Raw genomic sequence first — 24156 nt, 5'->3', positions numbered from 1 at the left:
GGCCGGGAATTCAACGTCGCTGCGGATTGTTTGGCGGCGTTTTCCAATTTTTACTGACAGATGCTGGACCTGCTGGTGGTTGCGGCCGCCTCCGGGCTGGCTGGTTTTGTCGATGCGATCGTCGGTGGCGGCGGCCTCGTGCTGGTGCCGGCGCTGTTCGCCACCTACCCCGGTGCGCCGCCGGCCTCGCTGATGGGCACGAACAAGGGCGGTGCCATCTGGGGCACCGCCTGGGCGGCGCGCCAGTTCGCCCGCCGGGTCAGCCTGAACTGGCGCGGGCTGATGCCGGCCGTGGCCATGGCGTTGCTGGGCAGCTGGGTTGGGGCCTGGACGCTCACACAAGTCAGTGCCGACGGCCTGCGCAAGGCGCTGCCACTGGTGCTGCTGGCCATCCTGGTCTACACGTTGGCCCGCAAGGACCTGGGCCGCGAACACGCGCCGCGCCTGGCGGCTGCGCGCGAAAGCCTGGCGGCTGGCGTGATCGGCCTGTGCATCGGCTTCTACGACGGCTTCTTCGGCCCTGGCACCGGCAGCTTCTTTGTCTTCCTGTTTGTGCGCGTCCTGGGCTACGACTTCCTGCACGCCTCGGCGGCCGCCAAGCTGCTGAACACGGCGACCAACGGCGCCGCGCTGCTGCTGTTCGCCTGGAAAGGCCATGTGTGGTGGCAGGTGGCCGCGGTGCTGGCGCTGACCAACGTCGCCGGCAGCCTGCTCGGCACCCGCATGGCGCTGCGCCACGGCGCAGGGTTCGTTCGTGGCGTGTTCATCCTGGTGGTCAGCGCGCTGATCCTGAAAACCGGCTACGACGCGTTTCTGCGTTGAAATTCGTCCGTTAGTCGACTGCCGCGCCGGCGGCAGCGGTGTCTTCCCTGAACCAGGCCGCCATCCACGGGTTCCCGCCGATGGCGGCCGCTTGGCAGGCCCTTAGCCTGCGATGACGTTTGTTCATCCACAGGGCCGATCCATGAACGCACCCCTTGCACCCGAATCGGTGATGTCCGTGCACACCCAGTTCGTCGAGGCACCGCCCGAGGCGCTGGCGCTGCAGCGGCTCTACCACTGGGAACGCACGCAGCCGCAGCGCGTGGCCTTCGTGCAGCCCATGGGTGACACCTGCAACGGCGAGGTGCGCGAGTTCACCTGGGCCGAGGTGCTGCAGCAAACCCGGCGCATCGCCACTCACCTGCAGCAACAAGGCTTGGCGCCCGGCTCGAAGATCGCCATCCTGGCCAAGAACTGCGCCTGGTGGCTGATGGCTGACTACGCGATCTGGATGGCCGGCCATGTCTCGGTGCCGCTGTACCCGACGCTCGCGGCCGACACCATTGGCCAGATCCTGCGCCACAGCGAGGCCAGGCTGCTGTTCGTCGGCAAGCTGGACAACTTCGACGCGATGGCGCCCGGCATTCCGGCCGATCTGCCCTGCGTGACGATGCCGCTGGCGCCGGAACGCGCACGCGGCGAGCGCTGGGACGCGCTGCTGGCGAGTTGCGCGCCACTGGCTGGCGAGCCGGTTCGCGAGCCTGGCGAGCTCTGCACGCTGATGTACACCTCCGGCACCACCGGCGCCCCCAAGGGCGTGATGCACAGCTTCGGCAACTTCGCCTGGGCCATCAGCTCGGGCCTGCGCCGGCTGGAGATCGACCACCGCGCGCGCATGCTGAGCTACCTGCCGCTGTCGCACGTGGCCGAGCGCACGCTGCTGGAACACGGCCAACTGGCCACCGGCATGCGCGTCTATTTCGCCGAGCGGCTGGAGACCTTCACCGCCGACCTGCAGCGCGCCCGGCCCACCTGCTTCTTCTCGGTGCCGCGGCTGTGGGTCAAGTTCCAGCAAGGCGTTTTGGCCCGCATGCCGCAGGCCAAGCTGGACCGGCTGCTGCGCATCCCGCTGGTTGGCCAGCTGGTGCGCAAGAAGGTGCTGGCGGCGTTGGGACTGCACAAGTGCCGCGTGGCCGCTGGCGGCGCCGCACCCATGCCGCCTGAGCTGTTGCGCTGGTACGAGCGCCTGGGCCTGCCCATCGTCGAGGTCTACGGCATGACCGAGAACTGCGGCGTCAGCCACGCCACGGTGGTCGGCCTGCCGCAGCCGGGCACGGTGGGCATTCCGTACGAAGGCGTGGAAAGCCGGCTGGACCCGCTGGACGGCGAGATCCAGATGCGCAGCCCCGCCGTGATGCAGGGCTACTTCAAGGAACCCGAGCTGACCCGCGAGGCCTTCACCGAAGACGGCTGGCTGCACACCGGCGACAAGGGCCAGTACGACGAGCAGGGCAACCTGCGCATCACCGGCCGGGTGAAGGACTTGTTCAAGACCAGCAAGGGCAAATACGTCGCGCCGGCGCCCATCGAAGACAAGCTGGTGATGCACCCCGCCGTCGAGGCCTGCTGCGTCAGCGGCGCTAGCCTGGGCCAACCGCTGGCCCTGCTGATGCTCAACGCCGACGCGGTCGCCAAATGCGCCGACACGGCCCTGCGCGCCGAACTCGTTGGCTCACTCGCCGAACACCTGCAGGCCATCAACCAGCGCCTGGACCCACACGAACAACTCGCCTGCCTGGTCATCGTCACCGAAGCCTGGACGGTGGACAACGGCCTCATCACCCCCACCTTCAAGATCAAGCGCAACCGCGTCGAGACGCTGTATGCGCACCATTACGAAGGCTGGACCGGGCGTGGCCAAGCGGTGGTCTGGGCGCAGGACTGAGGATCATCTCGGCGCCTGCGCCAAGGCCGTTCAGGCCCCAGCCTTTACTTTCAAGCGCCATGCATGCAGCAGCGGCTCCGTATAGCCGCTGGGCTGTTCCTTGCCCTTGAACACCAGGTCCAGCGCTGCCTGGTAGGCCGCGCCGGTGGGGTTTTGGGCCAGGCTCTGGTACAGCGGGTCGCTGGCGTTCTGTTGGTCCACCACCTGGGCCATGCGGGCGAAGGTGTCGCGCACCTGGGCTTCGCCGACCACGCCGTGTTGCAGCCAGTTGGCAATGTGCTGGCTGGAGATGCGCAGCGTGGCGCGGTCTTCCATCAGGCCGATGTTGTGGATGTCGGGCACCTTGGAGCAACCCACGCCCTGGTCCACCCAGCGCACCACGTAGCCGAGGATGCCCTGCACGTTGTTGTCCAGCTCCTGCTGGCGCTGGTCCTCGCTCCAGTTGGCGTCCTTGGCCACCGGCACGGTCAGCAGGTTGGCCAGGATGGCTTCGCGCTCGCCGTTGCTGTCCATCGCCAGCGCCTGCTGCTCCAGCTCCTTTTGGACCTGGGCGACGCTGACCTGGTGGTAGTGCAGCGCGTGCAGCGTGGCGGCGGTGGGCGAGGGCACCCAGGCGGTGTTGGCGCCGGCCTTGGGGTGGCCGATCTTCTGCTTGAGCATCTCGGCCATCAGGTCCGGCATGGCCCACATGCCCTTGCCGATCTGGGCCCGACCGCGCAGGCCGCACTGCAGGCCGACCAGCACGTTGCTCTTCTCGTAGGCCTGGATCCAGGCGCTGGCCTTCATGTCGCCCTTGCGCAGCATCGGGCCGGCGTACATGGCGGTGTGCATCTCGTCGCCGGTGCGGTCCAGGAAGCCGGTGTTGATGAAGGCCACGCGGCTGCCGGCCGCGGCAATGCAGGCCTTCAGGTTGACGCTGGTGCGGCGCTCTTCGTCCATGATGCCCAGCTTCACGGTGCTCGGCGCCAGGCCCAGCAGCTGCTCCACGCGGCCGAACAGCTCGGCGGCAAACGCCACTTCGGCCGGGCCGTGCATCTTGGGTTTGACGATGTAGACGCTGCCGGCGCGTGAGTTGCGCAGCCCGTTCGCGCCGCGGCCTTGCAGGTCATGCAGCGCGATGGTGGTGGTCACCACCGCGTCCATGATGCCTTCAGGCACCTCTTTGCCATCGCCCCACAGGATGGCCGGGTTGGTCATCAGGTGGCCGACATTGCGCACGAACATCAGCGAACGGCCGTGCAGCGTGACCTGGCCCTGGCCGCTGGCGGCCGTGTAGACGCGGTCGGCGTTCAGGCTGCGGGTGAAGGTCTTGCCGCCCTTGCTGACTTCCTCGGTCAGCGTGCCGAGCTGAATGCCCAGCCAGTTGCGGTAGGCCAGCACCTTGTCCTCGGCGTCCACCGCGGCGATCGAGTCTTCCAGGTCCAGGATGGTCGACAGCGCGGATTCGACGACCAGGTCGCTGAGGCCTGCCGCGTCCGTCTTGCCGATGGCCGTCGTCGGGTCGATCTGCAGGTCCAGGTGCAGGCCGTTGTGCACCAGCAGCACTGAAGACGGTGCGGCCGCGTCGCCCTGGTAGCCCAGCAGTTGCTTCGGGTCGTCCAGGCCGGTCAGCGTGCCGCCCTTCAGGTGCACGACCAGCTGGCCGGCTTCGACAGCGTACTTCGTGGCATCCGCGTGACTCGCCGAAACCAGCGGCGCGGCCTGGTCCAGCACCTGGCGGGCGTAGGCGATGACCTTGGCACCGCGCACCGGGTTGTAGCCCTTGCCCTTCTCGGCGCCGTCGGTCTCGGGGATGGCGTCGGTGCCGTACAGCGCGTCATACAGGCTGCCCCAGCGCGCGTTGGCGGCGTTCAGCGCGTAGCGGGCGTTCAGGATGGGCACCACGAGTTGCGGGCCGGCTTGTGTGGCCAGCTCGGCGTCCACGTTGGCGGTGGTGGCCTTGACGTCCGCCGGCACCGGCACGGTGTAGCCGATGCTGGCCAGGAAGGCCTGGTAGGCCGGCATGTCGGTGATGGGGCCGGGGTTGGCCTTGTGCCAGCCGTCCATTTCGGCCTGGATGCGGTCCCGCTCGGCCAGCAGCGCGGCGTTCTTCGGCGCCAGGTCGTGCACGATGGCGTCGAAGCCAGCCCAGAAGCTGGCCGCTGAGACACCGGTGTTGGGCAGCACCTGTTCATTGATGAACTGGTGCAGGACCGGGGCGATCTGCAGGCGGTGTTCGGTGATGCGGGTGCTCATGGGGATGTCCTTTGCAGGGCTGGGATCAACGAAAGTCTGTGCTGCGGGTCGGCCGCCAGATCGAGAATCTATTTGATACTCTGGCAAAGATTAAGTCCCGGATCTGCGATTGATTTGTGACTTTAAGTTTGGGATCGAGCCGGGAGCACGCGTGGACCGCTTGAAGCAGATGGAAACCTTCGTGGCCGTGGCCACCCGGGGCAGCCTGACGGCAGCCGCCCAGGCCGAAGGCGTTGCACCGGCGCTGATCGGCCGGCGCATGGATGCGCTGGAGGCACGGCTGGGCGTCAAGCTGCTGCAGCGCACGACCCGCCGCATCAGCCTGACGCATGAAGGCAGTGCCTTCCTCGAAGATTGCCAGCGCTTGCTGGCCGAGGTCAACAACGCCGAGGCCAGTGTGTCGGCCGGTGGGGTCAAGGCCAGCGGGCATTTGCGCATCACCGCGCCGGCCGGCTTCGGGCGGCGGCACGTGGCGCCGCTGGTGCCGGGCTTCCTGGCCCAGCATCCGGAGGTCAGCCTGTCGCTGAACCTGTCGGACCGGTTGGTCGACATCGTCAACGAAGGGGTGGACTGTGCGGTGCGCGTGGGCGACCTGCCCGATTCCAGCCTGGTCAGCGTGCGCCTGGCCGACAACCGCCGCCAGTGCGTGGCCACGCCGGCCTACCTGGCCCGCGCCGGCACGCCCAGGCACCCGTCCGAACTGAACCGCTTCGCCTGCCTCACGCTCAGCTCCGAGGCCAGCCAGAGCCGCGGCTGGGCGTTTCGTGTCGACGGGCAGGTCACCTACCTGCGCCCGGCCGGACGGCTGGACTGCAGCGATGGCCAGGTGCTGCACGGCTGGTGCCTGCAAGGCCTGGGCATCGCCTGGCGCAGCACCTGGGAAGTCCAGGCGGATCTGGCGGCTGGCCGGCTGGCCAGCGTGCTGGATGAATTCGCCGCGCCGCCCAACGGCATCTTCGCCGTCTTTCCCAGCGCCCGCCTGCTGCCGCTGCGGGTGCGACTGTGGATCGACTTCCTCAAGCACAGTTACGGCGACGAGGCCTACTGGCGGGGCAGCGGCGCCCAGACGTGACAACGGCGCCAGCTGCGGTGGCAGCTGGCGCCGTCGGGGCGAGCCTGGCGGTTTACTTCGCGCTCAGGCAGTCCTTCATGAAGGCCTTGCGGGCATCGCCGGCCAGGGCCTTGGTCTTCGCGTCGGCGTTGCAGGTCTTCATCTTCGACTGCTGCGCCGTGGCGCTGGCCGCCGCCTCCGGCGCCGCCGCCACGCCCGTCGCGCTCAGGCACTGTTTCATGAAGTCCTTGCGCGCATCGCCGGTCAGCGCCTTGGTCTTCGCATCGGCATTGCAGGTCTTCATCTTGTTTTGCTGCGCCGAGGCAGCTGAAGCCGCAGGTGCCGGGGCAGCGGCCGAAGCCGCGGGCGCGGCAGGCGTTGCCGCAGCCGCGAGACCGACCAGGCTGGTCAAAGACAGGGCAAGGATGAGCTTCTTCATGGCGTGGGTCCTTTGTGAATCGATGAGCGGGCGACGTGCCCGAACAGCCAGGGCCTCCTCGCCCCGACGTCGCGATTCAACGCCAGCTTGGCGCTGCGGTGCACAGTCGCCGGAAAAAAAATCTGGTTTGGTGAATGCATCACAAGATGCGCCGCGGATGGTCCAGTGCCTCGTGCGCGGCATGCAGCCGCCGCACCAGCACGCGGATGAAGCCGCGGTCGAAGCGGTGGCGGGTGGGCGGGCTGAGCTGGTCCAGGGACTCGGGTGTGAACGAGACCGTGGTGCAGGCTTGGGTGGTGACGATGTCGGCGCTGCGCTGGCGCAGCTCGGGGCTGGGGGCGAGGTAGGCCATTTCGCCGACGGAGGTGCCTGCGCCCAACGTGGCCACGCTTTGGTTGTTGCGGCGGATCTCGACCTCGCCTTGCGCAATGATGTGGAAGCGGCGGCCTTCCTGGCCGGCGCGGCCGATGTGGTGGCCCAGCGGGAAGCGCTGCCAGCGGGCGCGGTGCACCACTTCCCACAGCTCGGCGTCGCCAAAGTCGGTGAAAAAGTCCAGTGTGCGCAGCAGGTTGAAGCGTTCGGAATCAAGCACACGCTGCAGCGGGCCGCGTGGCACTTCGTTGTGGGTGATCAGCGAGGACAGGCCTTCGGCAAAGGCCTCCCAGCTGGCCGGCCGGTCGTCCGGTTTTTTCTGCAGCGCACCGCGGATCACGCGGTCCAGCGCCTCGGTCACGCTGTCGCGGCAGCCCATCAGCGATGGGGCTTCGGCCTTCCAGATCTGCTGCAGCAACGCGCCCTGGTGCTCGGCCTCGAATGGTGGCCGGCCGGCGATCAGGTGGTAGAGCAATGCGGCCAGTGAATACATGTCGGCGCGGCTGTCCAGCTCCGCGCCGTCCAGCTGCTCGGGCGACATGTAGGCCAGCGAGCCGACGCGGTGCACCTGCGTTTCGTCTGCCCCCATGTTCAGCGCGCTGCCGAAGTCGGTGACCTTCAGGTCGATGATGTCGTCGCCGTCGACCATCACCAGGATGTTGGCCGGTTTGACGTCGCGGTGGATCACGCCCTGGCGGTAGACATAGTTCAGCGCCATCGCGCACTTGAAGCCAACTTCCACGACCTGCTCCAGCGACAGCAGGCGCTCGGGCGAGCAGAAGTGCTTCAGCGTGAGGCCGGGCACGTAGTCCATCACGAGGTAGGGCGCGACCGGATCGTCGACCGCATCGAGGATGCGCACCACGTTCGGATGGTTCAGCCTGCCCACCAGCGCGGCCTCGGCGGCGAAGAAGCGGGCCGAGAAGCGCTGCTCCAGCGCGGTCGCCTGCGGGCCCGGGCGCACGCGCTTGATGGCAACCTCGCGCTTGTGGAACAAGTCCTGCGCGAGGAAGACTTCGCTGGTGGCGCCGGTGCCCAGCCTGGCCAGCACCGGGTACTTGCCGATGGCTTCTGGCAGGTCGCGGGGCGGCATCGCCAGCGTGATGTCGGCCTGCGAGGACGAGGACGAGGTGCTCGCCGGGCCGCCGCTGCGCGCGCTGGTCCGGGACGAGGTGCGGGACGACGTGCGTGCGGCCGAGGTCGACGAAGCGCGCGGCAGGGATCGCGAAGAGGTGCTCAAGACGGGCAGGCGAGAAAGGGTGGGGGCGGCCTTGGCGCACAGCACCACCCGAGCCTGCACTGTGCACCTTCGCGCCGGCGCCAATCCACCGATCAGCCCGCCGCCAGCCGGGCTTTTCGCTGCCGCGCCCGGGGCCTGCGCCCGGCGCGGCAGGCCCCGAACCGTAGAATCCCGCCATGATCCAAGCCAAGGCAGAGCTCCAGTCCGCGCTGGCCGCTGCGGTCGCGCAACTGGCGCCCGACACCGCCCTCGTCCCCCAATTCGAATCGCCCAAGCAGGCCGCCCATGGCGACCTGGCGATCACCGTGGCCATGCAGTTGGCCAAGCCGATGCGCGCCAACCCGCGCGCCGTGGCCGAACAGCTGATCGCGCTGCTGAACCAGCAGCCGGCCTTCCAGCGCTGGGTCTCGGCGCTGGAAATCGCCGGCCCCGGCTTCATCAACCTGCGCCTGGCGCCGGCTGCCAAGCAGGCGGTGGTGGCCGAGGTGCTGGCCGCGCCGGAGCAGTTCGGCCGCCAGCCGGCCAACGGCAAGAAGCTGATGGTGGAGTTTGTCTCGGCCAACCCGACCGGGCCGCTGCACGTGGGCCACGCCCGCCAGGGCGCCTTGGGCGACAGCCTGTGCCACCTGTTCCAGACCCAGGGCTTCGACGTCACCCGCGAGTTCTATTACAACGACGCTGGCGTGCAGATCGCCACGCTGGCCCACAGCACCCAGCTGCGCATCAAGGGCTTCAAGCCGGGCGACGATTGCTGGCCCACCGATCCGGACAACCCGGAAAGCAAGAAGTTCTACAACGGCGAATACATCGCCGACATCGCGGCCGACTTCCTGGCCAAGAAGACGGTGAAGGCCGACGACCGCGAGTTCACCGCCTCTGGCAACCCGGACGACCTGGACGGCATCCGCCAGTTCGCCGTGGCCTACTTGCGCCACGAGCAGGACCTGGACCTGCAGGCCTTTGGCGTGCAGTTCGACAGTTACTACCTGGAAAGCAGCCTCTACGGCTCCGGCCGGGTGGACGACACGGTGGCCCGGCTGCAGGCCGCCGGCGTGACCTACGAGCAGGACGGCGCGCTGTGGCTGCGCAGCACCGACTACGGCGACGACAAGGACCGCGTGATGCGCAAGTCCGACGGCTCGTACACCTACTTCGTGCCCGACGTGGCCTACCACGTGGCCAAGTTCGAGCGTGGCTTCACCAAGGCCATCAACTGCCAGGGCACCGACCACCACGGCACCATCGCCCGGGTGCGCGCCGGCCTGCAGGCCGTGGGTGCCGGCATTCCGCAGGGCTTCCCGGACTACGTGCTCAACACCATGGTGCGGGTGGTGCGCGATGGCGCCGAGGTCAAGATCAGCAAGCGCGCCGGCAGCTACGTCACGCTGCGCGACCTGATCGACTGGACCAGCCGCGACGCGGTGCGTTTCTTCCTGATCAGCCGCAAGGCCGACACCGAATTCACCTTCGACATCGACCTGGCGCTGAAGCAGAACGACGAGAACCCGGTGTTCTACGTGCAGTACGGCCATGCCCGCATCAGCAAGGTGCTGCGCGACTGGGTGGGCGAGCACGGCGGCGACCTGGCGACATTGCCGCAGGCCGACCTGGCGTTGCTGGCCGCACCTTCGGAGGCTGCGCTGATGCTGAAGCTGGCCGAGTACCCGGAGATGCTCACTGGCGCTGCGGCCGACCTGGCGCCGCACGACGTGGCCTTCTACCTGCGCGACCTGGCGGCAGCCTTCCACAGCTACTATGCGGCCGAGCGATTTTTCGTCGACGGCAATGCGGCGCTGACGCAGGCCCGGCTGGCGCTGCTGGCCGCGACCCGCCAGGTGCTGCGCAATGCGCTGGCCCTGCTCGGCGTGAGCGCGCCGGAATCGATGTGACACAGGCGAACGCGGGCGTTCGGCGGGCAACAGGAGTGGGCATGAATCGAGTTGGCGGCGCCCGGCGGGCGCAGCGCGGTGGCTTTTGGCTGGGCCTGATCGTCGGCCTGCTGGTTGGCCTGGCGGTGGCGCTTGGTGTGGCGCTGTACATCGCCAAGGTGCCGGTGCCGTTTGTCGACAAGGTCGGCCACCGCAGCGCCGAGCAGGACGCGGCCGAGAACGAAAAGCTCAAGAGCTGGGACCCGAACGCCGGCCTGGTCGGCAAACAGGTGCCGCGGCCGGTGATGGCGCCTTCGGCGCCGGCCTCGGTGGACGCCAACGGCGACCCGGTGGCGCCGGCGCTGCGCCCGGCCACGCCGGCGCAGCCGCCAGCCGTGGCCGCCTCGCGCCCATTGCCGGCGACCAACGCCAATGTCGCCCCCACCCCCGCCCCCGCCACCCAGGCGCCCGCGCCGGTGGCCACCAAGCCGGCGCGTGACCCGGCCGCCATCCTGGCCGGCGAGCCTTCGCCGGCCCCGGCAGCCGCCGGGCCGGAGGCCTTCACCTACTTCGTGCAGGCGGGCGCCTTCTCCAGCGCCAACGATGCCGAGCAGCAGCGCGCCAAGCTGGCGATCCAGGGCCTGGTGGCCAAGGTCAGCGAGCGCGAGCAGTCTGGCCGCACGGTGTATCGCGTGCGCCTGGGCCCGTATGCCAACCGCGACGAGGCCGAGCGCGTTCAGGAGCGGCTGACCGGCGTTGGCGCCGAATCGGCGCTGGTGCGCGTGGAGCGCAGCAAGCAGTGATGCTGCTGGCGGCGGTTCCATCAAACCCTTCCCCTTTTTCATCTTCTCCTCTGCGAGGACTGTTGGCATGAGCTTGAATCGGCGAGATTTTTCGGTGGCGGTCGCTGGCCTGGCCACGCTGGGTGCTGCCCATGCTCAGGGCGCCCCGGTCGAGGGCAAGGACTACCAGAAGCTGTCGCCGCCGGTGCCGGTGACAAGTGCCGGCAAGGTCGAGGTGGTGGAGTTCTTCTGGTACGGCTGCCCGCACTGCAATGCGCTGGAGCCCTACCTCAACCAGTGGCTGGCCAAGCTGCCGCCGGACGTGTCCTTCCGCCGCATCCACGTCGGCTTCACGCCGGTGCATGCGTATCACCTGAAACTGTTCTACGCGCTGGAAGCCATGGGCGTGGAGGCGCAGTACCACAGCAAGGTGTTCGCGGCGATCCACGTCGCCCACCAGCGCCTGGGCCAGGACAGTGAAGTGCTCAGCTGGGCCAGCAGCGTCGGCCTGGATGGCGCCAAGCTGGTGTCCTTCATGAACTCGTTTTCGGTGGCTGGCAAGCTGCCCCAGGCCAGGCAATTGACCGCCGCCTACCATGTGGACGGCGTGCCGACGCTCGGCGTGCAAGGCCGCTACACCACCTCGCCAGCGATGGTGGGCAGCGAGACCCGCGTGTTCAACGTGCTGGACGCGTTGATTGCGACGGCCCGCAAGCAGGGCTGACGCCGGGCCAGGCGCGCCGGTTCCTGCGCGTAGCGCGCCCGGCGCAGGGTTGCAAGCCCCGTGCGCAAGTCCGCACGAAATGATGGGATGAAGCCAGTTTCGGCGCGCAACTGAGGCATAGAATGGCCTGCAAGTTTCATGCCGAAATCCATGCACGTACGTATTTCGCCATCCCCCGTTCATCTGTCGCGCCGCCTGCTGCCCACCCTGGCGCTGGCTGCTGCCATGCTTCCCTGGCAAGCCGCGTTGGCCGAGAAGGCCGACCGCAACAAGCCCATGGTGGTCGAGAGTGACGGCAAACAGGCCGCCTCGGTCGACCTGGCGAAGAAGCTCACGGTCATCGTTGGCAATGTCACCATCGCCCAGGGCACGCTGCTGATCAAGGCTGAGCGGGTCGAGGTTCGCGAGCCGCAGCCCGGCGTCTTCACTGCCGTGGCGTTTGCGCCAGCCGGCGGCGCGGCCAGCTTCCGCCAGAAGCGCGATGTGGCGGACCAGTACGTCGAAGGCCAGGCCGAGCGCATCGAATACGACGGCGCGGCCGAGAAGGTGCACTTCATCGGCAATGCCCAGCTGCGCAGCCTGCGCGGCACCGAGGTGGCCGACCGTGCCAACGCCTCCACCATCGTCTATGACCAGCGCGCCGACACGGTGGTGCTGGCCGGCGGCGGCACCGCAACACCAGGCCTGGAGCAAGGCCGCGTGCGCATGATCTTCTCGCCGCAGCCGGCTTCGGCACCGGCCAGCGGGGCTGCGCCATGAGTGAACTGACCCCCATCGCGACCGCGGAAACCATCACGCCGCCGGCGCCGCCCCTGACGCCGCCGGTGACCGCCTGCCGCCTGGTCGCCTCCGGCCTGCGCAAGACCTACGGTGCGCGCACCGTCGTCAAGAACGTGCACCTGTCGGTTGCCGCTGGCGAGGTCGTCGGCCTGCTGGGCCCGAACGGTGCCGGCAAGACCACCACGTTCTACATGGTCGTCGGCCTGGTGCGCTGCGATGCCGGCCGCATCCTGATCGACGACGTGCCCATCGAGCGCCTGCCGATCCACCATCGCGCGCGGCTGGGCCTGTCCTACCTGCCGCAGGAGGCCTCGATCTTCCGCAAGCTGACCGTCGACGAGAACATCCGCGCGGTGCTGGAGCTGCAGGTCGACGCCAAGGGCAAGGCGCTAAAGGATGATGTGATCCAGCAGCAGCTCGACACCTTGCTGGCCGACCTGAGCCTGACCAGCCTGCGCGAATCGCCGGCCCCCGCGCTGTCCGGCGGCGAGCGGCGGCGGGTCGAGATTGCCCGCGCGCTGGCCACCCAGCCGCGCTTCATCCTGCTGGATGAACCGTTTGCCGGTGTGGACCCGATCGCGGTGATCGAGATCCAGCGCATCATCAGTTTCCTGAAGGCGCGCGGCATTGGCGTGTTGATCACCGACCACAACGTGCGCGAGACGCTGGGCATCTGCGACCGCGCCTACATCATCAGCCAAGGCGACGTGCTCGCCGAAGGCACTCCCGCCCAAATCATCGAGAACCCGGACGTGCGCCGCGTGTACCTCGGCGAACACTTCCGGATGTGACGATGCGGGCAGTTTGGCAGTACGCGGGCGCCGCAGCCCGCATGGCAATGATTCGAGGGGAGGCATGATGAAGCCCACCCTGCAGGTCCGCCTGTCGCAGCACCTGGCGCTCACGCCGCAGCTGCAGCAGTCCATCCGCCTGTTGCAGCTCTCCACGCTGGAGCTGCACCAGGAAGTCGAGCAGATGCTCGAACAGAACCCCTTCCTCGAACCCGAGGAAGACGCCAACCCGTTTGAATTCGGCCCGGCCGAGCGTGGCACCACCGCGCAGAAGGAAGAAAGCGACTCGGCCGGTGCGACCGTCGGCGAAGGCGGCGACGAGCCGGCCGCGATGGACAGTGCCGACTTCGGCACCACCGAGCGCGACGACTGGGAAAACGGCACCGAACGCGACGACTTCGACGGCATCCGCGAGACGCCTTCGGCCGGCACCTCCAGCAGCGGCGGCGACGAGGATTTCGAGCCGCAGGAGCGTGGTGGCAGCGGCCCGTCGCTGCAGGACCACCTGCGCGTGCAGCTCTCGGGCATGCGCCTGTCGCCGACCGACGCCGCCGCGGTGATGGTCTTGATCGAATCGCTGGACGAAGACGGTTACCTCGACGGCACGCTGGAAGACATCGTCGAGCGCCTGGCCGATTCGCTGGAGATGAGCGACGAGGAACAGCGCGAAAACCTGCTGGACCAGCTGCGCTGCGGCCTGCACTGGCTGCAGAGCATGGAGCCTACCGGCGTGGGCGCGCGCAACCTCTCCGAATGCCTGGCGCTGCAGCTGCGCCAACGCCCGGCCTGCGCCGCGCGCGACTGCGCGCTGGCCATCTGCCGGGATCAGCTGGAACTTCTGGCGCGGCGCGACATGAAAAAGCTGGCCGCGGCGACCGGCTTCGACGAAGCCACGGTCAAGCTGGCGCAAGGCCTGATCGTCGCCTGCGAGCCCAAGCCCGGCCGCCCGTTCTCCAAGGCCGAGGCCTTGATCGTGATCCCGGACGTCATCGTCGTGAAGTCCGGCCGCAACTGGAAGGCCTCGCTGAACCCCGACGTGATGCCCAAGCTGCGCGTGTCCGATCTCTACGCCCAGGCCATCCGTGGCCAGCGCGGCGGCGGCAACCTGTCGGCCCGGCTGCAGGAAGCGCGCTGGTTCATCCGCAACATCCAGCAGCGCTTCGACACCATCCTGCGCGTCAGCCAGGCCATCGTCGAGCGGCAGAAGAACTTCTTCACCCATGGCGAGATCGCGATGAAGCCGCTGGTGCTGCGCGAGATCGCCGACGAACTCGGACTGCACGAGTCCACCATCTCGCGCGTGACCACCGCCAAGTACATGTCCACGCCCACCGGCACCTTCGAGCTGAAGTACTTCTTCGGCTCGTCGCTGAACACCGATGCCGGCGGCAATGCCTCCAGCACGGCGGTGCGCGCGCTGATCAAGCAGTTCGTCGCCGCCGAAAGCACCGTCAAGCCCTTGTCGGACAGCCAGATCGCCGACATGCTGGAAGAACAGGGCATCCAGGTCGCGCGGCGCACCGTCGCCAAGTACCGCGAAGCGCTGAAGATCGCACCCGCCAACCTGCGCAAGGCGCTATGAACCCGAATCCTCCTTCGGCATCACCCGGCGCTCCGCGCCGCGTGGTGCGCGCCGGCACTGGCGCGCCGCGGCCCACCGTCTCTGCCATTGCCCAGTTGTTCCTGCCCTGTTCCGCCGGCACCGAGCCTTGGCTGGTCGAAGAATGCCAGCGGCTGCTGCCGGCCGGCACCGTGGTCGAAGCCGGCCGCGGCGGTGTCTACGTGGACGGCGGCCCCGAGCACGCGATGCGGCTCAACATCGGCAGCCGGCTGGCCCAGCGCGTGCTGTGGCAGGTGGCGGCCGGCCCGTACCGGGACGAGCACGACCTCTACGACCTGGCGCGCAGCGTGCGCTGGGACGCCTGGATCACGCCGCGTGAAACCCTGCGGGTGGACGCCTCGGCCTGGCGCTCACCGCTGCAAAGCCTGAACTTCGCGTCGCTGCGCATCAAGGACGCCGTCTGCGACCAGCTGCGCGAGCTGACCGGCGAACGCCCCAGCGTGGACACCCGCTTCCCGGACCTGGCGCTGGTGCTGCACGTCGGCCCCGAGCAGGCCAGCTTGAGCGTGGACCTTTCCGGCGAAGCGCTGTTCAAGCGCGGCTGGCGCGAAGCAAAGGGCGAGGCCCCACTGAAGGAAACGCTGGCCGCGTCCATGCTGGCGGCCGCTGGCTGGCAAGGCCGCGAGGAAGACGGCGGCCTGCTGGACCCGTGCTGCGGCGCCGGCACCATCGCCATCGAAGCCGCGCAGATCGCCTGCGGCATCGCGCCCGGCATGCTGCGCCGCTTCGCCTTCGAGAAGCTGCTGCCGTTCCGCGAGCACCTGAACATGCTGCGCCATCTGCGCGAAGAGGCCCAGTCGCTGGTGCATGCGCCGCGCGTGCCGATCTGGACCGGCGACGTCTCCTTCCGCATGACCGACTTCGCCACCCGCAATGCCGAGCGCGCCGGTGTCACCCATGCCATCGAGTTCAAGACCGCCGATGCGCTGCAGCGCCCCGCCCCGGCCGATCACGGCACGCTGCTGATGAACCCGCCCTACGGCGAGCGCATCGCCCCCAAGGGCCAGGGTCAGAGCCACGTCTACCAGGCCGGCGCGAACAGCCGCGCCGAGCCGGCGATGATCCAGGGCGAAGCCTTCGAAGGCGCAGCCGATGCCAGCGACTTCTACCGCCGACTGGCCGCCCACTGGAAGGCCCACTACAGCGGCTGGACCGCCTGGGTGCTCACACCCGAAGCCAAGCTGCCCAGCCTGCTGCGCCTGAAGGAAAGCCGCCGCGTGCCGATGTGGAACGGTCCGATCGAATGCCGCATGTTCCGCTTCGACATGGTGGCCGGCTCGGCACGGCAGGACGCCTCGCCCGAGGCTTAAAGCCCGAGCAAGCTCAGCGCCGCCAGCGGCGCGGTGTCCGCCCGCAGCACGCGCGCGCCCAGGCTTTGCGTCACGAAGCCGCGGCTGCGCGCCAGTGCTTCTTCGCGCTCGTCCAGCCCGCCTTCGGGGCCGCTGAGCAGGCACAGCGACGTGACGCTTGCGTCGGTCTCGGCCAGCGAACGCGGCGTGCGGGCGTCTTCGGTGAAGCTCAGCAGCAGGCGCTGCGAATCATCAACCAGCGTCGCGGGCAGGCTGCCCAGCCAACTGTCCAGCGTGCGAATGGGTTCGACCTGGGGCACGACGGTGCGGCCGCTTTGTTCGGCCGCCGCCTGGGCCACGCCTTGCCAGTGCGCGCGGCGCTTGTCGGCGCGCTCGCCGCTGAGCTTGAGCACCGAGCGGGCGCATTGCAGCGGCTGAATGGCCACCGCGCCCAGCTCGGTGGCTTTTTCGATCAGCGCGTCCATGCGCTCGTTGGCCGGCATGCCGATGGCCAGCGTCACGCGGCGCGTCAGCTCGCGCTGCGCCGGGTCGTGCGCGCCCACGCGCAGGTCCACGTCGTGCCGGCCCATGCGGGTGACTTCGGCGGCCCATTCGCCGCCCTGGCCGTTGAAGACGACCAGCGGGTCGCCCGGCTGCAGGCGCAGCACCTGCACATGGCGCGAGGCTTCGGGTGGCAGGGTCAGCTCGGCGTGTTCGGCGAGCGGGACATCAAGGTAGAGACGGAGAACGGCCATGGCGACAGTTTGCCGCAGCTTGCTGGCGTCCTGCCGGACCGGTCGGTGGCCTGGTGCCTCAGGCGCTGCGCAGCGCGCCGTAGAAACGTTTGACGGCCGCCATGCCGTGGTCGTCGCGCAGCTGTTCGGCAAAGCGTTGCGCCAGGGTTTGCAGTTCCGGCAGGCCGCTGCACTTTTCGACTTCCAGCACGAAGCGGTAGCCGCGCATCAGGCCCAGCTGGGTCTTGCCCTGCGAGGTCAGCACGTCATAGAGGCCGGTGTAGGTGGCGTCCTGGATGGCTTGCATCACGCGGGCCCAGAAGGCGCTGGCGTTGTCGTCGTCGCCCGCTGCTTCGGCACTTGCCACCGCGGCAGGGATGGATGAGGCAGCGGCCTTGGCCGATGCGGTGGCCGCTGGCGGGGGGGCTGCGCCGGGGTGGCCCGAAGACGCGATGAAGCCTGCGGCCAGCAGCTGCGCCAGGTCGGCCTCGCTCACGCCGTTGACGGCCTGCAGCCAGTAGCTGTCAGGCTTGCTGTCGTTGATCACGAGCAGCAGGTTGCGCACCGGCCGGCTGAGGCTGGCCGTCTTGGCCTGGATCTCAGCCAGACCGGCAGGGGTCTTCACATAGTGAATGCTCATCACGGGACCTGCTGCGGGCCCCGGGGCCCGCCCAACGACGTTGTGGACAGCCTTTGCCCGTCTCAGCGGGCTGTGGCTGGCGTGGGCTTGTCGCGCAATTCGCGGCGCAGCACCTTGCCTACCGGAGTCTTCGGCAGATCTGTGCGGAATTCAATCACACGTGGCCGTTTGTAACCGGTCAAATTCGCTTCGCACCAGTGGCGCACGTCGGCTTCGGTCAAGGCCGGGTCTTTTTTCACGATCACGACCTTCACCGCCTCGCCGGCTTTCTCGTCCGGCACGCCGACCGCCGCGCACTCCAGCACGCCGGCCATCTGGGTGATCACGTCTTCGATCTCGTTCGGGTAGACGTTGAAACCCGAGACCAGGATCATGTCCTTCTTGCGGTCGACGATGCGGAAGTAGCCGCGCTCGTCCATCACGCCCACGTCGCCGGTGCGGAAGAAGCCGTCGGCTGTCATGACCTTGGCGGTTTCGTCCGGCCGCTGCCAGTAGCCGGCCATGACCTGCGGGCCGCGGATCGCGATCTCGCCGGCCTGGCCGCTGGGCACCGTGTTGCCGTCATCGTCCAGCAGCGCCAGTTCGGTGTTGGGCACCGGCAGGCCGATGGTGCCGGTGTAGGCCGTCACGTCCACCGGGTTGCACGAGGCCACCGGCGAGGTTTCCGACAGGCCGTAGCCTTCGCAGATCGGGCAGCCGGTCTTCTCCAGCCACAGCCGTGCGGTCGCCTGCTGCACCGCCATGCCACCGCCCACCGAGATCTTCAGGTGGCTCCAGTCCACCTTGTCGAAGTCCGGGTGGTTGGCCAGCGCGTTGAAGAGGGTGTTGACCGCCGGGAAGCTGTGGAAGCGTTCGTTCGACAGCTCCTTGAGCACGCTGGGCAGGTCGCGCGGGTTGGCCAGCAGGATGCCGCAGCCTCCCATGCGCAGGCCCAGCATCATGTTCGTGTTGAAGCCGAAGATGTGATAGAGCGGCAGCGCGCAGATGGTGACGAGCTGCTCGCCGGCCGGCACCTTGCCGAGCGCGGGCTGGTACCAGGCTTCGGACTGCAGCACATTGGCCACCAGGTTGCGGTGCAGCAGCACCGCGCCCTTGCTGATGCCCGTGGTGCCGCCGGTGTACTGCAGCACCGCGATGTCGTCCGGCCCGACGGCCGGCGCGGTGAAGGTCTGGTTGCGGCCGGCGGCAATCGCCTCGTTGAAGCGCAGCGCCTTGGGCAGTTCGAATGCCGGCACCAGCTTCTTGGCCTTGCGCACCACGTAGTTGACGATGGCGCCTTTCAGGAAGCCCAGCGTGTCGCCCATTGCAGCCAAGATCACGTGCTGGATCGGCACGGCGGCCTGCACGGCCTGGTAGGTGTGGGCGAAGTTCTCCAGGATGATCAGGCCCTTGGCGCCCGAGTCCTTCAGCTGGTGCTCCAGCTCGCGCGGCGTGTAGAGCGGGTTGACGTTGACCACCACCATGCCGGCCCGCAGGATGCCGGCCACCACGACCGGGTACTGCGGCACATTGGGCATCATCACCGCGACGCGGTCGCCACGCTGCAGGCCGCTGGCCTGCAGGTAGGCCGCAAAGGCACGCGAGAGCTCGTCGATCTGGAAGAAGCTGTAGCTTTTGCCCATGAATTTGTAGGCGGGCAAGCGGCTGTATTTCTGGAAGCTCTCTTCCAGCAGCGCCACCAGCGAAGGATAGACATCCGTCTTCACCTCGGCCGGCACGCCCGCGGGATATTGCTTCAACCAGACTTTTTCCATCCAGAACTCCATGTCCAACCCCTCATTTTGTCCTGCGCCGCTGCGCTGCAACATCGGTGGATTCGATAGCGCAGGAGAACACGCGGGCCGGGGCTTGCCCGCGGGTCTTGGCAAATGCCTGTCCTGGCTTGCAAGTGCTGTGCGCACTGCGCGGCCCGGTCAGCAAAAAGCCGGGCAATGCCCGGCCGTTGAGGTGAGCGGCCGGGTCTACTCGATGGCCTTCACCATGTCTTCGACGACCTTCTTCGCATCGCCGAACACCATCATCGTCTTGTCCATGTAGAACAGCTCATTGTCCAGCCCGGCGTAGCCGGCTGCCATCGAGCGCTTGTTGACGATGATGGTCTTGGCCTTGTAGGCCTCCAGGATGGGCATGCCGTAGATCGGCGAGCCCTTGGTCAGCGCCGCGGGGTTCACCACGTCGTTGGCGCCCAGGATGATGGCCACGTCGGCCTGGCCGAACTCGCCGTTGATGTCTTCCATCTCGAAGACCTGGTCGTACGGCACTTCGGCTTCGGCCAGCAGCACGTTCATGTGGCCTGGCATGCGCCCGGCCACCGGGTGGATCGCGTACTTCACCGTGATGCCTTTTTCGGTCAGCTTCGCGGCCAGTTCCTTCACGGCATGCTGCGCGCGCGCCACTGCCAGGCCGTAACCCGGCACGATCACCACCGTCTCGGCATTGCCCAGCACAAAGGCCGCGTCGTCGGCGCTGCCGCTCTTCACGCTGCGCTGCACCGCGCTGCCGGCCACGGCCGCAGTGGCGTCACCCCCGAAGCCGCCCAGGATCACGTTGAAGAACGAGCGGTTCATCGCCTTGCACATGATGTAGCTCAGGATCGCGCCCGAGCTGCCCACCAGCGAGCCGGCAATGATCAGCATCGAGTTGTCCAGCGAGAAGCCGATGCCGGCCGCCGCCCAGCCCGAATAGCTGTTGAGCATCGAGACGACCACCGGCATGTCGGCGCCGCCAATCGGGATGATGATCAGCACACCCATCAGGATGCCCAGCGCGCAGATCAGCGCGAAGTCCATCGTGCTCTGCGAGTGCCAGAAGCCGAACATGAAAAACAGCGAGGCCAGGCCCAACGCCAGGTTCAGCCAGTGCTGGCCGGCAAAGGTCACCGGCGCGCCCTGGAACAGGCGGAACTTGTACTTGCCGCTGAGCTTGCCAAAGGCGATCACCGAGCCCGAGAAGGTCACCGCGCCAATGAAGGCCCCCAGCGCCAGCTCGATGCGGTTGCCGCCAGGGATCGGCGGCACCGTGCCGTCGGCCGCCTTGGCAACGATGCGGAAGGCGTATGGCTCGGCAACGACGGTGGCTGCGATGAACACCGCCGCCAGGCCGATCATGCTGTGCATGAAGGCCACCAGCTCCGGCATCTTGGTCATCTCGACCCGCTTGGCCATGAGGGAGCCGGCGCTGCCGCCGACCACCAGGCCCAGCAGCACCCAGCCCAGGCCGGCGGTGGCCGACAGCCCGGCATCGCCCGCCAGCTTGAAGATCAGCGCCGCGGTGGTCAGCACCGCGATGGCCATGCCGCTCATGCCGAACAGGTTGCCGCGGATCGACGTGGTGGGATGGCTCAGGCCCTTCAAGGCCTGGATGAAGCAGACGCTCGCAATGAGGTACAGCAATGTCACCAAGTTCATGCTCATCACGCACCCTCCTTCGCCGGCGTCTTGCGCTCTTTCTTCTTGAACATCTCCAGCATGCGCCGCGTGACCAGGAAGCCGCCGAAGACGTTGACGGCGGCCAGCGTCACCGCCAGCACGCCCATGGCCTTGCCGGCCGGCGTTTCAGTGAGCGCCGCAGCCAGCATCGCGCCGACGATGACGATGGCCGAGATCGCGTTGGTCACCGCCATCAGCGGTGTGTGCAAAGCGGGGGTCACGGTCCAGACCACGTGGTAGCCAACATAGATGGCCAGCACGAAGATGATCAGGTTGGTGAGGGTGGGGGAAATGACGTCCATGGTGTTCTCCTCGCAGGCCGCTCAGGCTTTTTTGACTTCGCCGTTCTGGGTCATCAGGCACGCGGCGACGATGTCGTCGTCCAGCGGCACCTGGAAGCCCGCCTCCTTGGTCAGCACCAGCTTCAGGAAGTCCAGCACGTTGCGGGCGTAGAGCGCGCTCGCATCGGCCGCCACCAGCGCCGGCAGGTTGGTCTCGCCGATGATCGTCACACCGTGCTTCATCACGGTCTTGCCGGCTTCCGTCAGCGGGCAGTTGCCATCGATGCCGTTCGGGCCCTTGCCGGCCGCGATGTCGACGATCACCGAACCCGGCTTCATGGCCTTGACCATCTCCTCGGTGATCAGCACCGGCGCGGCGCGGCCGGGGATCAGCGCGGTCGAGATCACCACGTCTGCCGCCGCCACGCGTTTGGCCACTTCGACCTGCTGGCGCGTCAGCCACGAAGGCGGCATCGGCTTGGCATAACCGCCCACGCCGACCGCCGCGTCCTTCTCCTCGGCCGTCTCGTAGGCCACGTCGATGAACTTCGCGCCCAGCGACTCGACCTGCTCTTTCACCGAAGGCCGCACGTCGGATGCCTCGATCACCGCGCCCAGCCGCTTGGCCGTGGCAATCGCCTGCAGCCCGGCCACGCCCACGCCGAGGATCACGACGCGCGCGGCCTTCACGGTGCCTGCCGCCGTCATCAGCATCGGGAAAAAGCGCTGGTACTGGTTGGCCGCCATCATCACGGCCTTGTAGCCGGCGATGTTCGCCTGCGAGGACAGCACGTCCATGCTTTGCGCACGTGTCGTGCGCGGCGCGGCTTCCAGCGCGAAGCTGGTCACGCCCGCGGCGGCGATCTGCGCCAGCCCGGCCTTGTCAAAGGGGTTCAGCATGCCAACGAGTGCAGCGCCCGGCTTCATCAGCCCCAGCTCCTCGCTGGAGGGCCGCTGCACCTTCAGCACCAGCTCGGCGCCGAAGGCGGCATTGCGGTCGACGATGGTGGCGCCGGCCGCTTCATACGCCGCGTCCGTCACGCTGGCAGCCAGGCCCGCGCCGGACTGCACATTCACCGCGTGCCCCTGGGCCACGAACTTCTTCGCCGTCTCGGGCGTCACGGCGACGCGCGTCTCCCCCGCTGCTGTCTCAAGCGGTACACCAATCAGCATGGATCTCTCCTCTCCAACGCCCCGGAATCTGCGCAGCAACCGGTGTGGGCCGGCGCACTGCTTGCTCTGACATCCAGCTTACAGGAGATAAGCATGGGCACCGACATGTGAAAAACGCCGGTGTCGCGCGCCCGCCCGGAGGCCCCCTAGAACCCGCTGCCGCACGTGCCGCGGAGCTGCCGGATACCATCGCGCCATGCCTGAAGACCGCTGGAAACCAAGCGTCACCGTGGCCGCCATCATCGAGCGTGAAGGCCGCTACCTGCTGGTCGAGGAACGCACCTCGCAAGGCCTGCAGCTGAACAACCCCGCCGGCCACCTGGAGCCCGGCGAATCGCTGGCCGAAGCGGTCGCCCGCGAAGCCCTGGAAGAGACCGCCTGCCCCTTCGTGCCCCAGGCATTGGTGGGCATCTACCTGGCGCGCCTGGTGCATGCCCGGACCGGCGAAGACATCCATTACCTGCGCTTTGCTTTTTGCGGCGCGGTAGGCGAGCCCGAGCCAGGCCGCGTGCTGGACGAACCCGTCGTCCGCACCCTCTGGCTGACGCTTGAGGAAGTGCGCGGCAGCGCCGCCCGCCACCGCAGCCCGCTGGTGCTGCAGTGCATCGAGGAACACGCCGCCGGCCGGCGCTTTTCGATGGACACGCTGGTCACCCATGAAAGCGTGCGGCGGCTGGGGCCATTGCTGCACAAATAAGCACGACCGTTCGGTCTTTTTACAATGCGAAATATGACGCCACAACGTGTGGTCGTCGGCCTGTCCGGCGGCGTCGATTCCGCGGTCTCCGCCTGGCTGCTGAAGCAGCAGGGCCACGAGGTCGTCGGCATCTTCATGAAAAACTGGGAAGACGATGACGACAGTGAATACTGCTCGTCCAACATCGACTTCGTCGACGCTGCCGCCGTGGCCGACGTGCTGGGCATCGAGATCGAGCACGTCAACTTCGCCGCCGACTACAAGGACCGTGTCTTCGCCGAATTCCTGCGCGAGTACCAGGCCGGCCGCACTCCCAACCCCGACGTGCTCTGCAACGCCGAGATCAAGTTCAAGGCTTTCCTGGACCATGCGATGCGCCTGGGCGCCGAGAAGATCGCCACCGGGCATTACGCGCGGGTTCGCGAGGTCAATGGCCAAGCCGCCGCAGGGCCGTCCCAAGTCGGCTTGCGCCCCCTCGGGGGGCAGGAGCGCAGCGACGTGGGGGCTCCACGATTTCAGCTCCTGAAGGGCCTGGATCCGCTGAAGGACCAGAGCTACTTCCTGCACCGGCTGAACCAGGCCCAGCTGTCCAAGACGCTGTTCCCTGTCGGCGAACTGCCCAAGACCGAGGTGCGCCGCCTGGCCGAGGAGATCGGCCTGCCGAACGCCAAGAAGAAGGACTCCACCGGCATCTGCTTCATTGGCGAGCGCCCGTTCCGCGAGTTCCTGAACCGCTACCTGAACCACGCGCCCGGTCCCATCCTGGACGACCGTGGCCGCCAGCTCGGCGAACACGTGGGCCTGAGCTTCTACACGCTGGGCCAGCGCCAGGGCCTGGGCATTGGTGGTGTCAAGGATAAAAAGAAGCCCGCGACCAGCGAGCACCTGCCCTGGTACGTCGCCCGAAAAGACATCGAGCGCAACACGCTCTACGTCGTGCAAGGCCACGAGCACCCCTGGCTGCAATACCGCAGCCTGGTGGCCGACGACACCAGCTGGGTCGCCGGCACCGCGCCCACTGCCGGCCAGATCGGCGCCAAGGCCCGCTACCGCCAGGCGGATGCCGCCTGCACGCTGGCAGAAGGCGCCGGCACCGGCTTCGCGCTGAACTTCAGCGACGCCCAATGGGCCGTCACCCCGGGCCAGTCGGCCGTGCTGTATGACGGCGAGGTTTGTCTGGGGGGCGGGGTGATTGCGAGCGCGGAGTTGGTGGCGGGTTGATCCGGTTTGTGGCCTGTCTCGATGGATATGCTCGTTAAATCGAGCTTTAATGGCGCACAGTTCGATTTAACGAGCAATCTGGC

21 protein-coding genes are annotated in these 24156 nt (G+C 67.9%); 12 read left to right on the top strand and 9 right to left on the bottom strand.

What is annotated here, in order from left to right:
- Positions 1 to 60: 60 nt before the first annotated feature.
- Together ACAH41_RS26855 and ACAH41_RS26850 are read left to right on the top strand one after the other, a co-directional pair.
- Positions 61 to 822: a TSUP family transporter gene (locus tag ACAH41_RS26855; protein WP_370538676.1), complete on the top strand. Its 762-nt coding sequence runs from the start codon at positions 61 to 63 to the stop codon at positions 820 to 822.
- 142 nt (positions 823 to 964) lie between these two features.
- Positions 965 to 2707, top strand: a complete 1743-nt coding sequence (locus ACAH41_RS26850) for an AMP-binding protein (protein ID WP_325650122.1) — start codon at positions 965 to 967, stop codon at positions 2705 to 2707.
- 30 nt (positions 2708 to 2737) lie between these two features.
- Here ACAH41_RS26850 and ACAH41_RS26845 read toward each other — a convergent pair whose 3' ends face one another.
- The gene (locus ACAH41_RS26845) at positions 2738 to 4942 is read right to left on the bottom strand and encodes a malate synthase G (protein WP_370538675.1); all 2205 of its coding nucleotides are present in this window, start codon (positions 4940 to 4942) and stop codon (positions 2738 to 2740) included.
- 151 nt (positions 4943 to 5093) lie between these two features.
- Here ACAH41_RS26845 and ACAH41_RS26840 point away from each other — a divergent pair, with 151 nt between their 5' ends.
- Positions 5094 to 6014, top strand: a complete 921-nt coding sequence (locus tag ACAH41_RS26840) for a LysR family transcriptional regulator (protein WP_325649437.1) — start codon at positions 5094 to 5096, stop codon at positions 6012 to 6014.
- 52 nt (positions 6015 to 6066) lie between these two features.
- Here the strand turns inward: ACAH41_RS26840 and ACAH41_RS26835 are convergent, their stop codons facing one another.
- A complete protein-coding gene (locus ACAH41_RS26835) occupies positions 6067 to 6432 on the bottom strand; it encodes a PsiF family protein (RefSeq protein WP_325649439.1) in 366 nt (121 codons plus the stop codon).
- A 139-nt stretch (positions 6433 to 6571) separates the two neighbouring features.
- Positions 6572 to 8044, bottom strand: a complete 1473-nt coding sequence (locus ACAH41_RS26830) for a serine/threonine-protein kinase (protein WP_325649441.1) — start codon at positions 8042 to 8044, stop codon at positions 6572 to 6574.
- A gap of 176 nt (positions 8045 to 8220) precedes the next feature.
- Here ACAH41_RS26830 and argS point away from each other — a divergent pair, with 176 nt between their 5' ends.
- The 7 genes from argS (at position 8221) to ACAH41_RS26795 (ending at position 15920) form a co-directional block, all read left to right on the top strand.
- The gene (argS, locus tag ACAH41_RS26825; RefSeq protein ID WP_325649443.1) at positions 8221 to 9933 is read left to right on the top strand and encodes an arginine--tRNA ligase; all 1713 of its coding nucleotides are present in this window, start codon (positions 8221 to 8223) and stop codon (positions 9931 to 9933) included.
- Positions 9934 to 9974: 41 nt separating this feature from the next.
- Positions 9975 to 10715 carry an SPOR domain-containing protein gene (locus ACAH41_RS26820; protein ID WP_325649445.1) on the top strand — a complete coding sequence of 247 codons (741 nt, stop codon included), beginning with the start codon at positions 9975 to 9977 and terminating at the stop codon, positions 10713 to 10715.
- A 67-nt stretch (positions 10716 to 10782) separates the two neighbouring features.
- On the top strand, positions 10783 to 11418 hold the full coding sequence (locus ACAH41_RS26815) for a thiol:disulfide interchange protein DsbA/DsbL (protein ID WP_325649447.1): 636 nt from the start codon (positions 10783 to 10785) through the stop codon (positions 11416 to 11418).
- 225 nt (positions 11419 to 11643) lie between these two features.
- Entirely contained in the window at positions 11644 to 12177 is a 534-nt protein-coding gene (gene lptA, locus ACAH41_RS26810; RefSeq protein ID WP_370538674.1) for a lipopolysaccharide transport periplasmic protein LptA, read from the top strand.
- On the top strand, positions 12174 to 12989 hold the full coding sequence (gene lptB, locus ACAH41_RS26805) for an LPS export ABC transporter ATP-binding protein (RefSeq protein ID WP_325649451.1): 816 nt from the start codon (positions 12174 to 12176) through the stop codon (positions 12987 to 12989). Before lptA ends, lptB begins: the two co-directional genes overlap by 4 nt.
- Positions 12990 to 13056: 67 nt before the next feature.
- The gene (locus tag ACAH41_RS26800) at positions 13057 to 14571 is read left to right on the top strand and encodes an RNA polymerase factor sigma-54 (protein WP_325649650.1); all 1515 of its coding nucleotides are present in this window, start codon (positions 13057 to 13059) and stop codon (positions 14569 to 14571) included.
- A complete protein-coding gene (locus tag ACAH41_RS26795) occupies positions 14568 to 15920 on the top strand; it encodes a THUMP domain-containing protein (RefSeq protein ID WP_325649453.1) in 1353 nt (450 codons plus the stop codon). The genes ACAH41_RS26800 and ACAH41_RS26795 overlap by 4 nt, the downstream gene beginning before the upstream one ends.
- On the opposite strand, the gene ACAH41_RS26790 is transcribed toward ACAH41_RS26795, so the two are convergent.
- The 6 genes from ACAH41_RS26790 to ACAH41_RS26765 form a co-directional block, all read right to left on the bottom strand.
- Positions 15917 to 16654: a 16S rRNA (uracil(1498)-N(3))-methyltransferase gene (locus ACAH41_RS26790; RefSeq protein WP_325649455.1), complete on the bottom strand. Its 738-nt coding sequence runs from the start codon at positions 16652 to 16654 to the stop codon at positions 15917 to 15919. The two genes, ACAH41_RS26795 and ACAH41_RS26790, sit on opposite strands and share 4 nt — an antisense overlap.
- 58 nt (positions 16655 to 16712) lie before the next feature.
- Positions 16713 to 17273: a hypothetical protein gene (locus ACAH41_RS26785; RefSeq protein WP_325649457.1), complete on the bottom strand. Its 561-nt coding sequence runs from the start codon at positions 17271 to 17273 to the stop codon at positions 16713 to 16715.
- Between the two features lie 62 nt (positions 17274 to 17335).
- Positions 17336 to 19027: a long-chain-fatty-acid--CoA ligase gene (locus tag ACAH41_RS26780; RefSeq protein ID WP_325649652.1), complete on the bottom strand. Its 1692-nt coding sequence runs from the start codon at positions 19025 to 19027 to the stop codon at positions 17336 to 17338.
- A 207-nt stretch (positions 19028 to 19234) separates the two neighbouring features.
- Entirely contained in the window at positions 19235 to 20686 is a 1452-nt protein-coding gene (locus ACAH41_RS26775; protein ID WP_325649459.1) for an NAD(P)(+) transhydrogenase (Re/Si-specific) subunit beta, read from the bottom strand.
- Complete coding sequence (locus tag ACAH41_RS26770) at positions 20686 to 21003, bottom strand: NAD(P) transhydrogenase subunit alpha (protein ID WP_325649461.1); 318 nt, start codon at positions 21001 to 21003, stop codon at positions 20686 to 20688. The genes ACAH41_RS26775 and ACAH41_RS26770 overlap by 1 nt, the downstream gene beginning before the upstream one ends.
- Before the next feature lie 21 nt (positions 21004 to 21024).
- The gene (locus tag ACAH41_RS26765) at positions 21025 to 22155 is read right to left on the bottom strand and encodes a Re/Si-specific NAD(P)(+) transhydrogenase subunit alpha (RefSeq protein ID WP_325649462.1); all 1131 of its coding nucleotides are present in this window, start codon (positions 22153 to 22155) and stop codon (positions 21025 to 21027) included.
- A 196-nt stretch (positions 22156 to 22351) separates the two neighbouring features.
- Between ACAH41_RS26765 and ACAH41_RS26760 the strand changes: the two genes are divergently transcribed.
- Together ACAH41_RS26760 and ACAH41_RS26755 are read left to right on the top strand one after the other, a co-directional pair.
- Positions 22352 to 22852 carry an NUDIX hydrolase gene (locus ACAH41_RS26760; protein WP_325649463.1) on the top strand — a complete coding sequence of 167 codons (501 nt, stop codon included), beginning with the start codon at positions 22352 to 22354 and terminating at the stop codon, positions 22850 to 22852.
- 33 nt (positions 22853 to 22885) lie between these two features.
- Entirely contained in the window at positions 22886 to 24073 is a 1188-nt protein-coding gene (locus tag ACAH41_RS26755) for a tRNA 2-thiouridine(34) synthase MnmA (RefSeq protein ID WP_325649464.1), read from the top strand.
- The last annotated feature ends 83 nt before the right edge of the window (positions 24074 to 24156 follow it).

The organism is Ideonella sp. (assembly GCF_041287625.1).
Taxonomy (GTDB): domain Bacteria; phylum Pseudomonadota; class Gammaproteobacteria; order Burkholderiales; family Burkholderiaceae_C; genus Ideonella.
This window is presented reverse-complemented; position numbering and strand designations above follow the sequence as displayed.

Bases quoted from the DNA above. Each gene is read 5' to 3' on its own strand.
- argS (WP_325649443.1), top strand. From the start codon at position 8,221: ATGATCCAAGCCAAGGCAGAGCTCCAGTCCGCGCTGGCCGCTGCGGTC.
- ACAH41_RS26815 (WP_325649447.1), top strand. From the start codon at position 10,783: ATGAGCTTGAATCGGCGAGATTTTTCGGTGGCGGTCGCTGGCCTGGCC.
- ACAH41_RS26785 (WP_325649457.1), bottom strand. From the start codon at position 17,273: ATGAGCATTCACTATGTGAAGACCCCTGCCGGTCTGGCTGAGATCCAG.
- ACAH41_RS26770 (WP_325649461.1), bottom strand. From the start codon at position 21,003: ATGGACGTCATTTCCCCCACCCTCACCAACCTGATCATCTTCGTGCTG.
- ACAH41_RS26835 (WP_325649439.1), bottom strand. From the start codon at position 6,432: ATGAAGAAGCTCATCCTTGCCCTGTCTTTGACCAGCCTGGTCGGTCTC.
- ACAH41_RS26845 (WP_370538675.1), bottom strand. From the start codon at position 4,942: ATGAGCACCCGCATCACCGAACACCGCCTGCAGATCGCCCCGGTCCTG.
- ACAH41_RS26755 (WP_325649464.1), top strand. From the start codon at position 22,886: ATGACGCCACAACGTGTGGTCGTCGGCCTGTCCGGCGGCGTCGATTCC.
- lptB (WP_325649451.1), top strand. From the start codon at position 12,174: ATGAGTGAACTGACCCCCATCGCGACCGCGGAAACCATCACGCCGCCG.
- ACAH41_RS26800 (WP_325649650.1), top strand. From the start codon at position 13,057: ATGAAGCCCACCCTGCAGGTCCGCCTGTCGCAGCACCTGGCGCTCACG.
- ACAH41_RS26780 (WP_325649652.1), bottom strand. From the start codon at position 19,027: ATGGAAAAAGTCTGGTTGAAGCAATATCCCGCGGGCGTGCCGGCCGAG.
- ACAH41_RS26775 (WP_325649459.1), bottom strand. From the start codon at position 20,686: ATGAGCATGAACTTGGTGACATTGCTGTACCTCATTGCGAGCGTCTGC.
- ACAH41_RS26760 (WP_325649463.1), top strand. From the start codon at position 22,352: ATGCCTGAAGACCGCTGGAAACCAAGCGTCACCGTGGCCGCCATCATC.
- ACAH41_RS26790 (WP_325649455.1), bottom strand. From the start codon at position 16,654: ATGGCCGTTCTCCGTCTCTACCTTGATGTCCCGCTCGCCGAACACGCC.
- ACAH41_RS26850 (WP_325650122.1), top strand. From the start codon at position 965: ATGAACGCACCCCTTGCACCCGAATCGGTGATGTCCGTGCACACCCAG.
- ACAH41_RS26855 (WP_370538676.1), top strand. From the start codon at position 61: ATGCTGGACCTGCTGGTGGTTGCGGCCGCCTCCGGGCTGGCTGGTTTT.
- ACAH41_RS26820 (WP_325649445.1), top strand. From the start codon at position 9,975: ATGAATCGAGTTGGCGGCGCCCGGCGGGCGCAGCGCGGTGGCTTTTGG.
- lptA (WP_370538674.1), top strand. From the start codon at position 11,644: ATGCTTCCCTGGCAAGCCGCGTTGGCCGAGAAGGCCGACCGCAACAAG.
- ACAH41_RS26765 (WP_325649462.1), bottom strand. From the start codon at position 22,155: ATGCTGATTGGTGTACCGCTTGAGACAGCAGCGGGGGAGACGCGCGTC.
- ACAH41_RS26795 (WP_325649453.1), top strand. From the start codon at position 14,568: ATGAACCCGAATCCTCCTTCGGCATCACCCGGCGCTCCGCGCCGCGTG.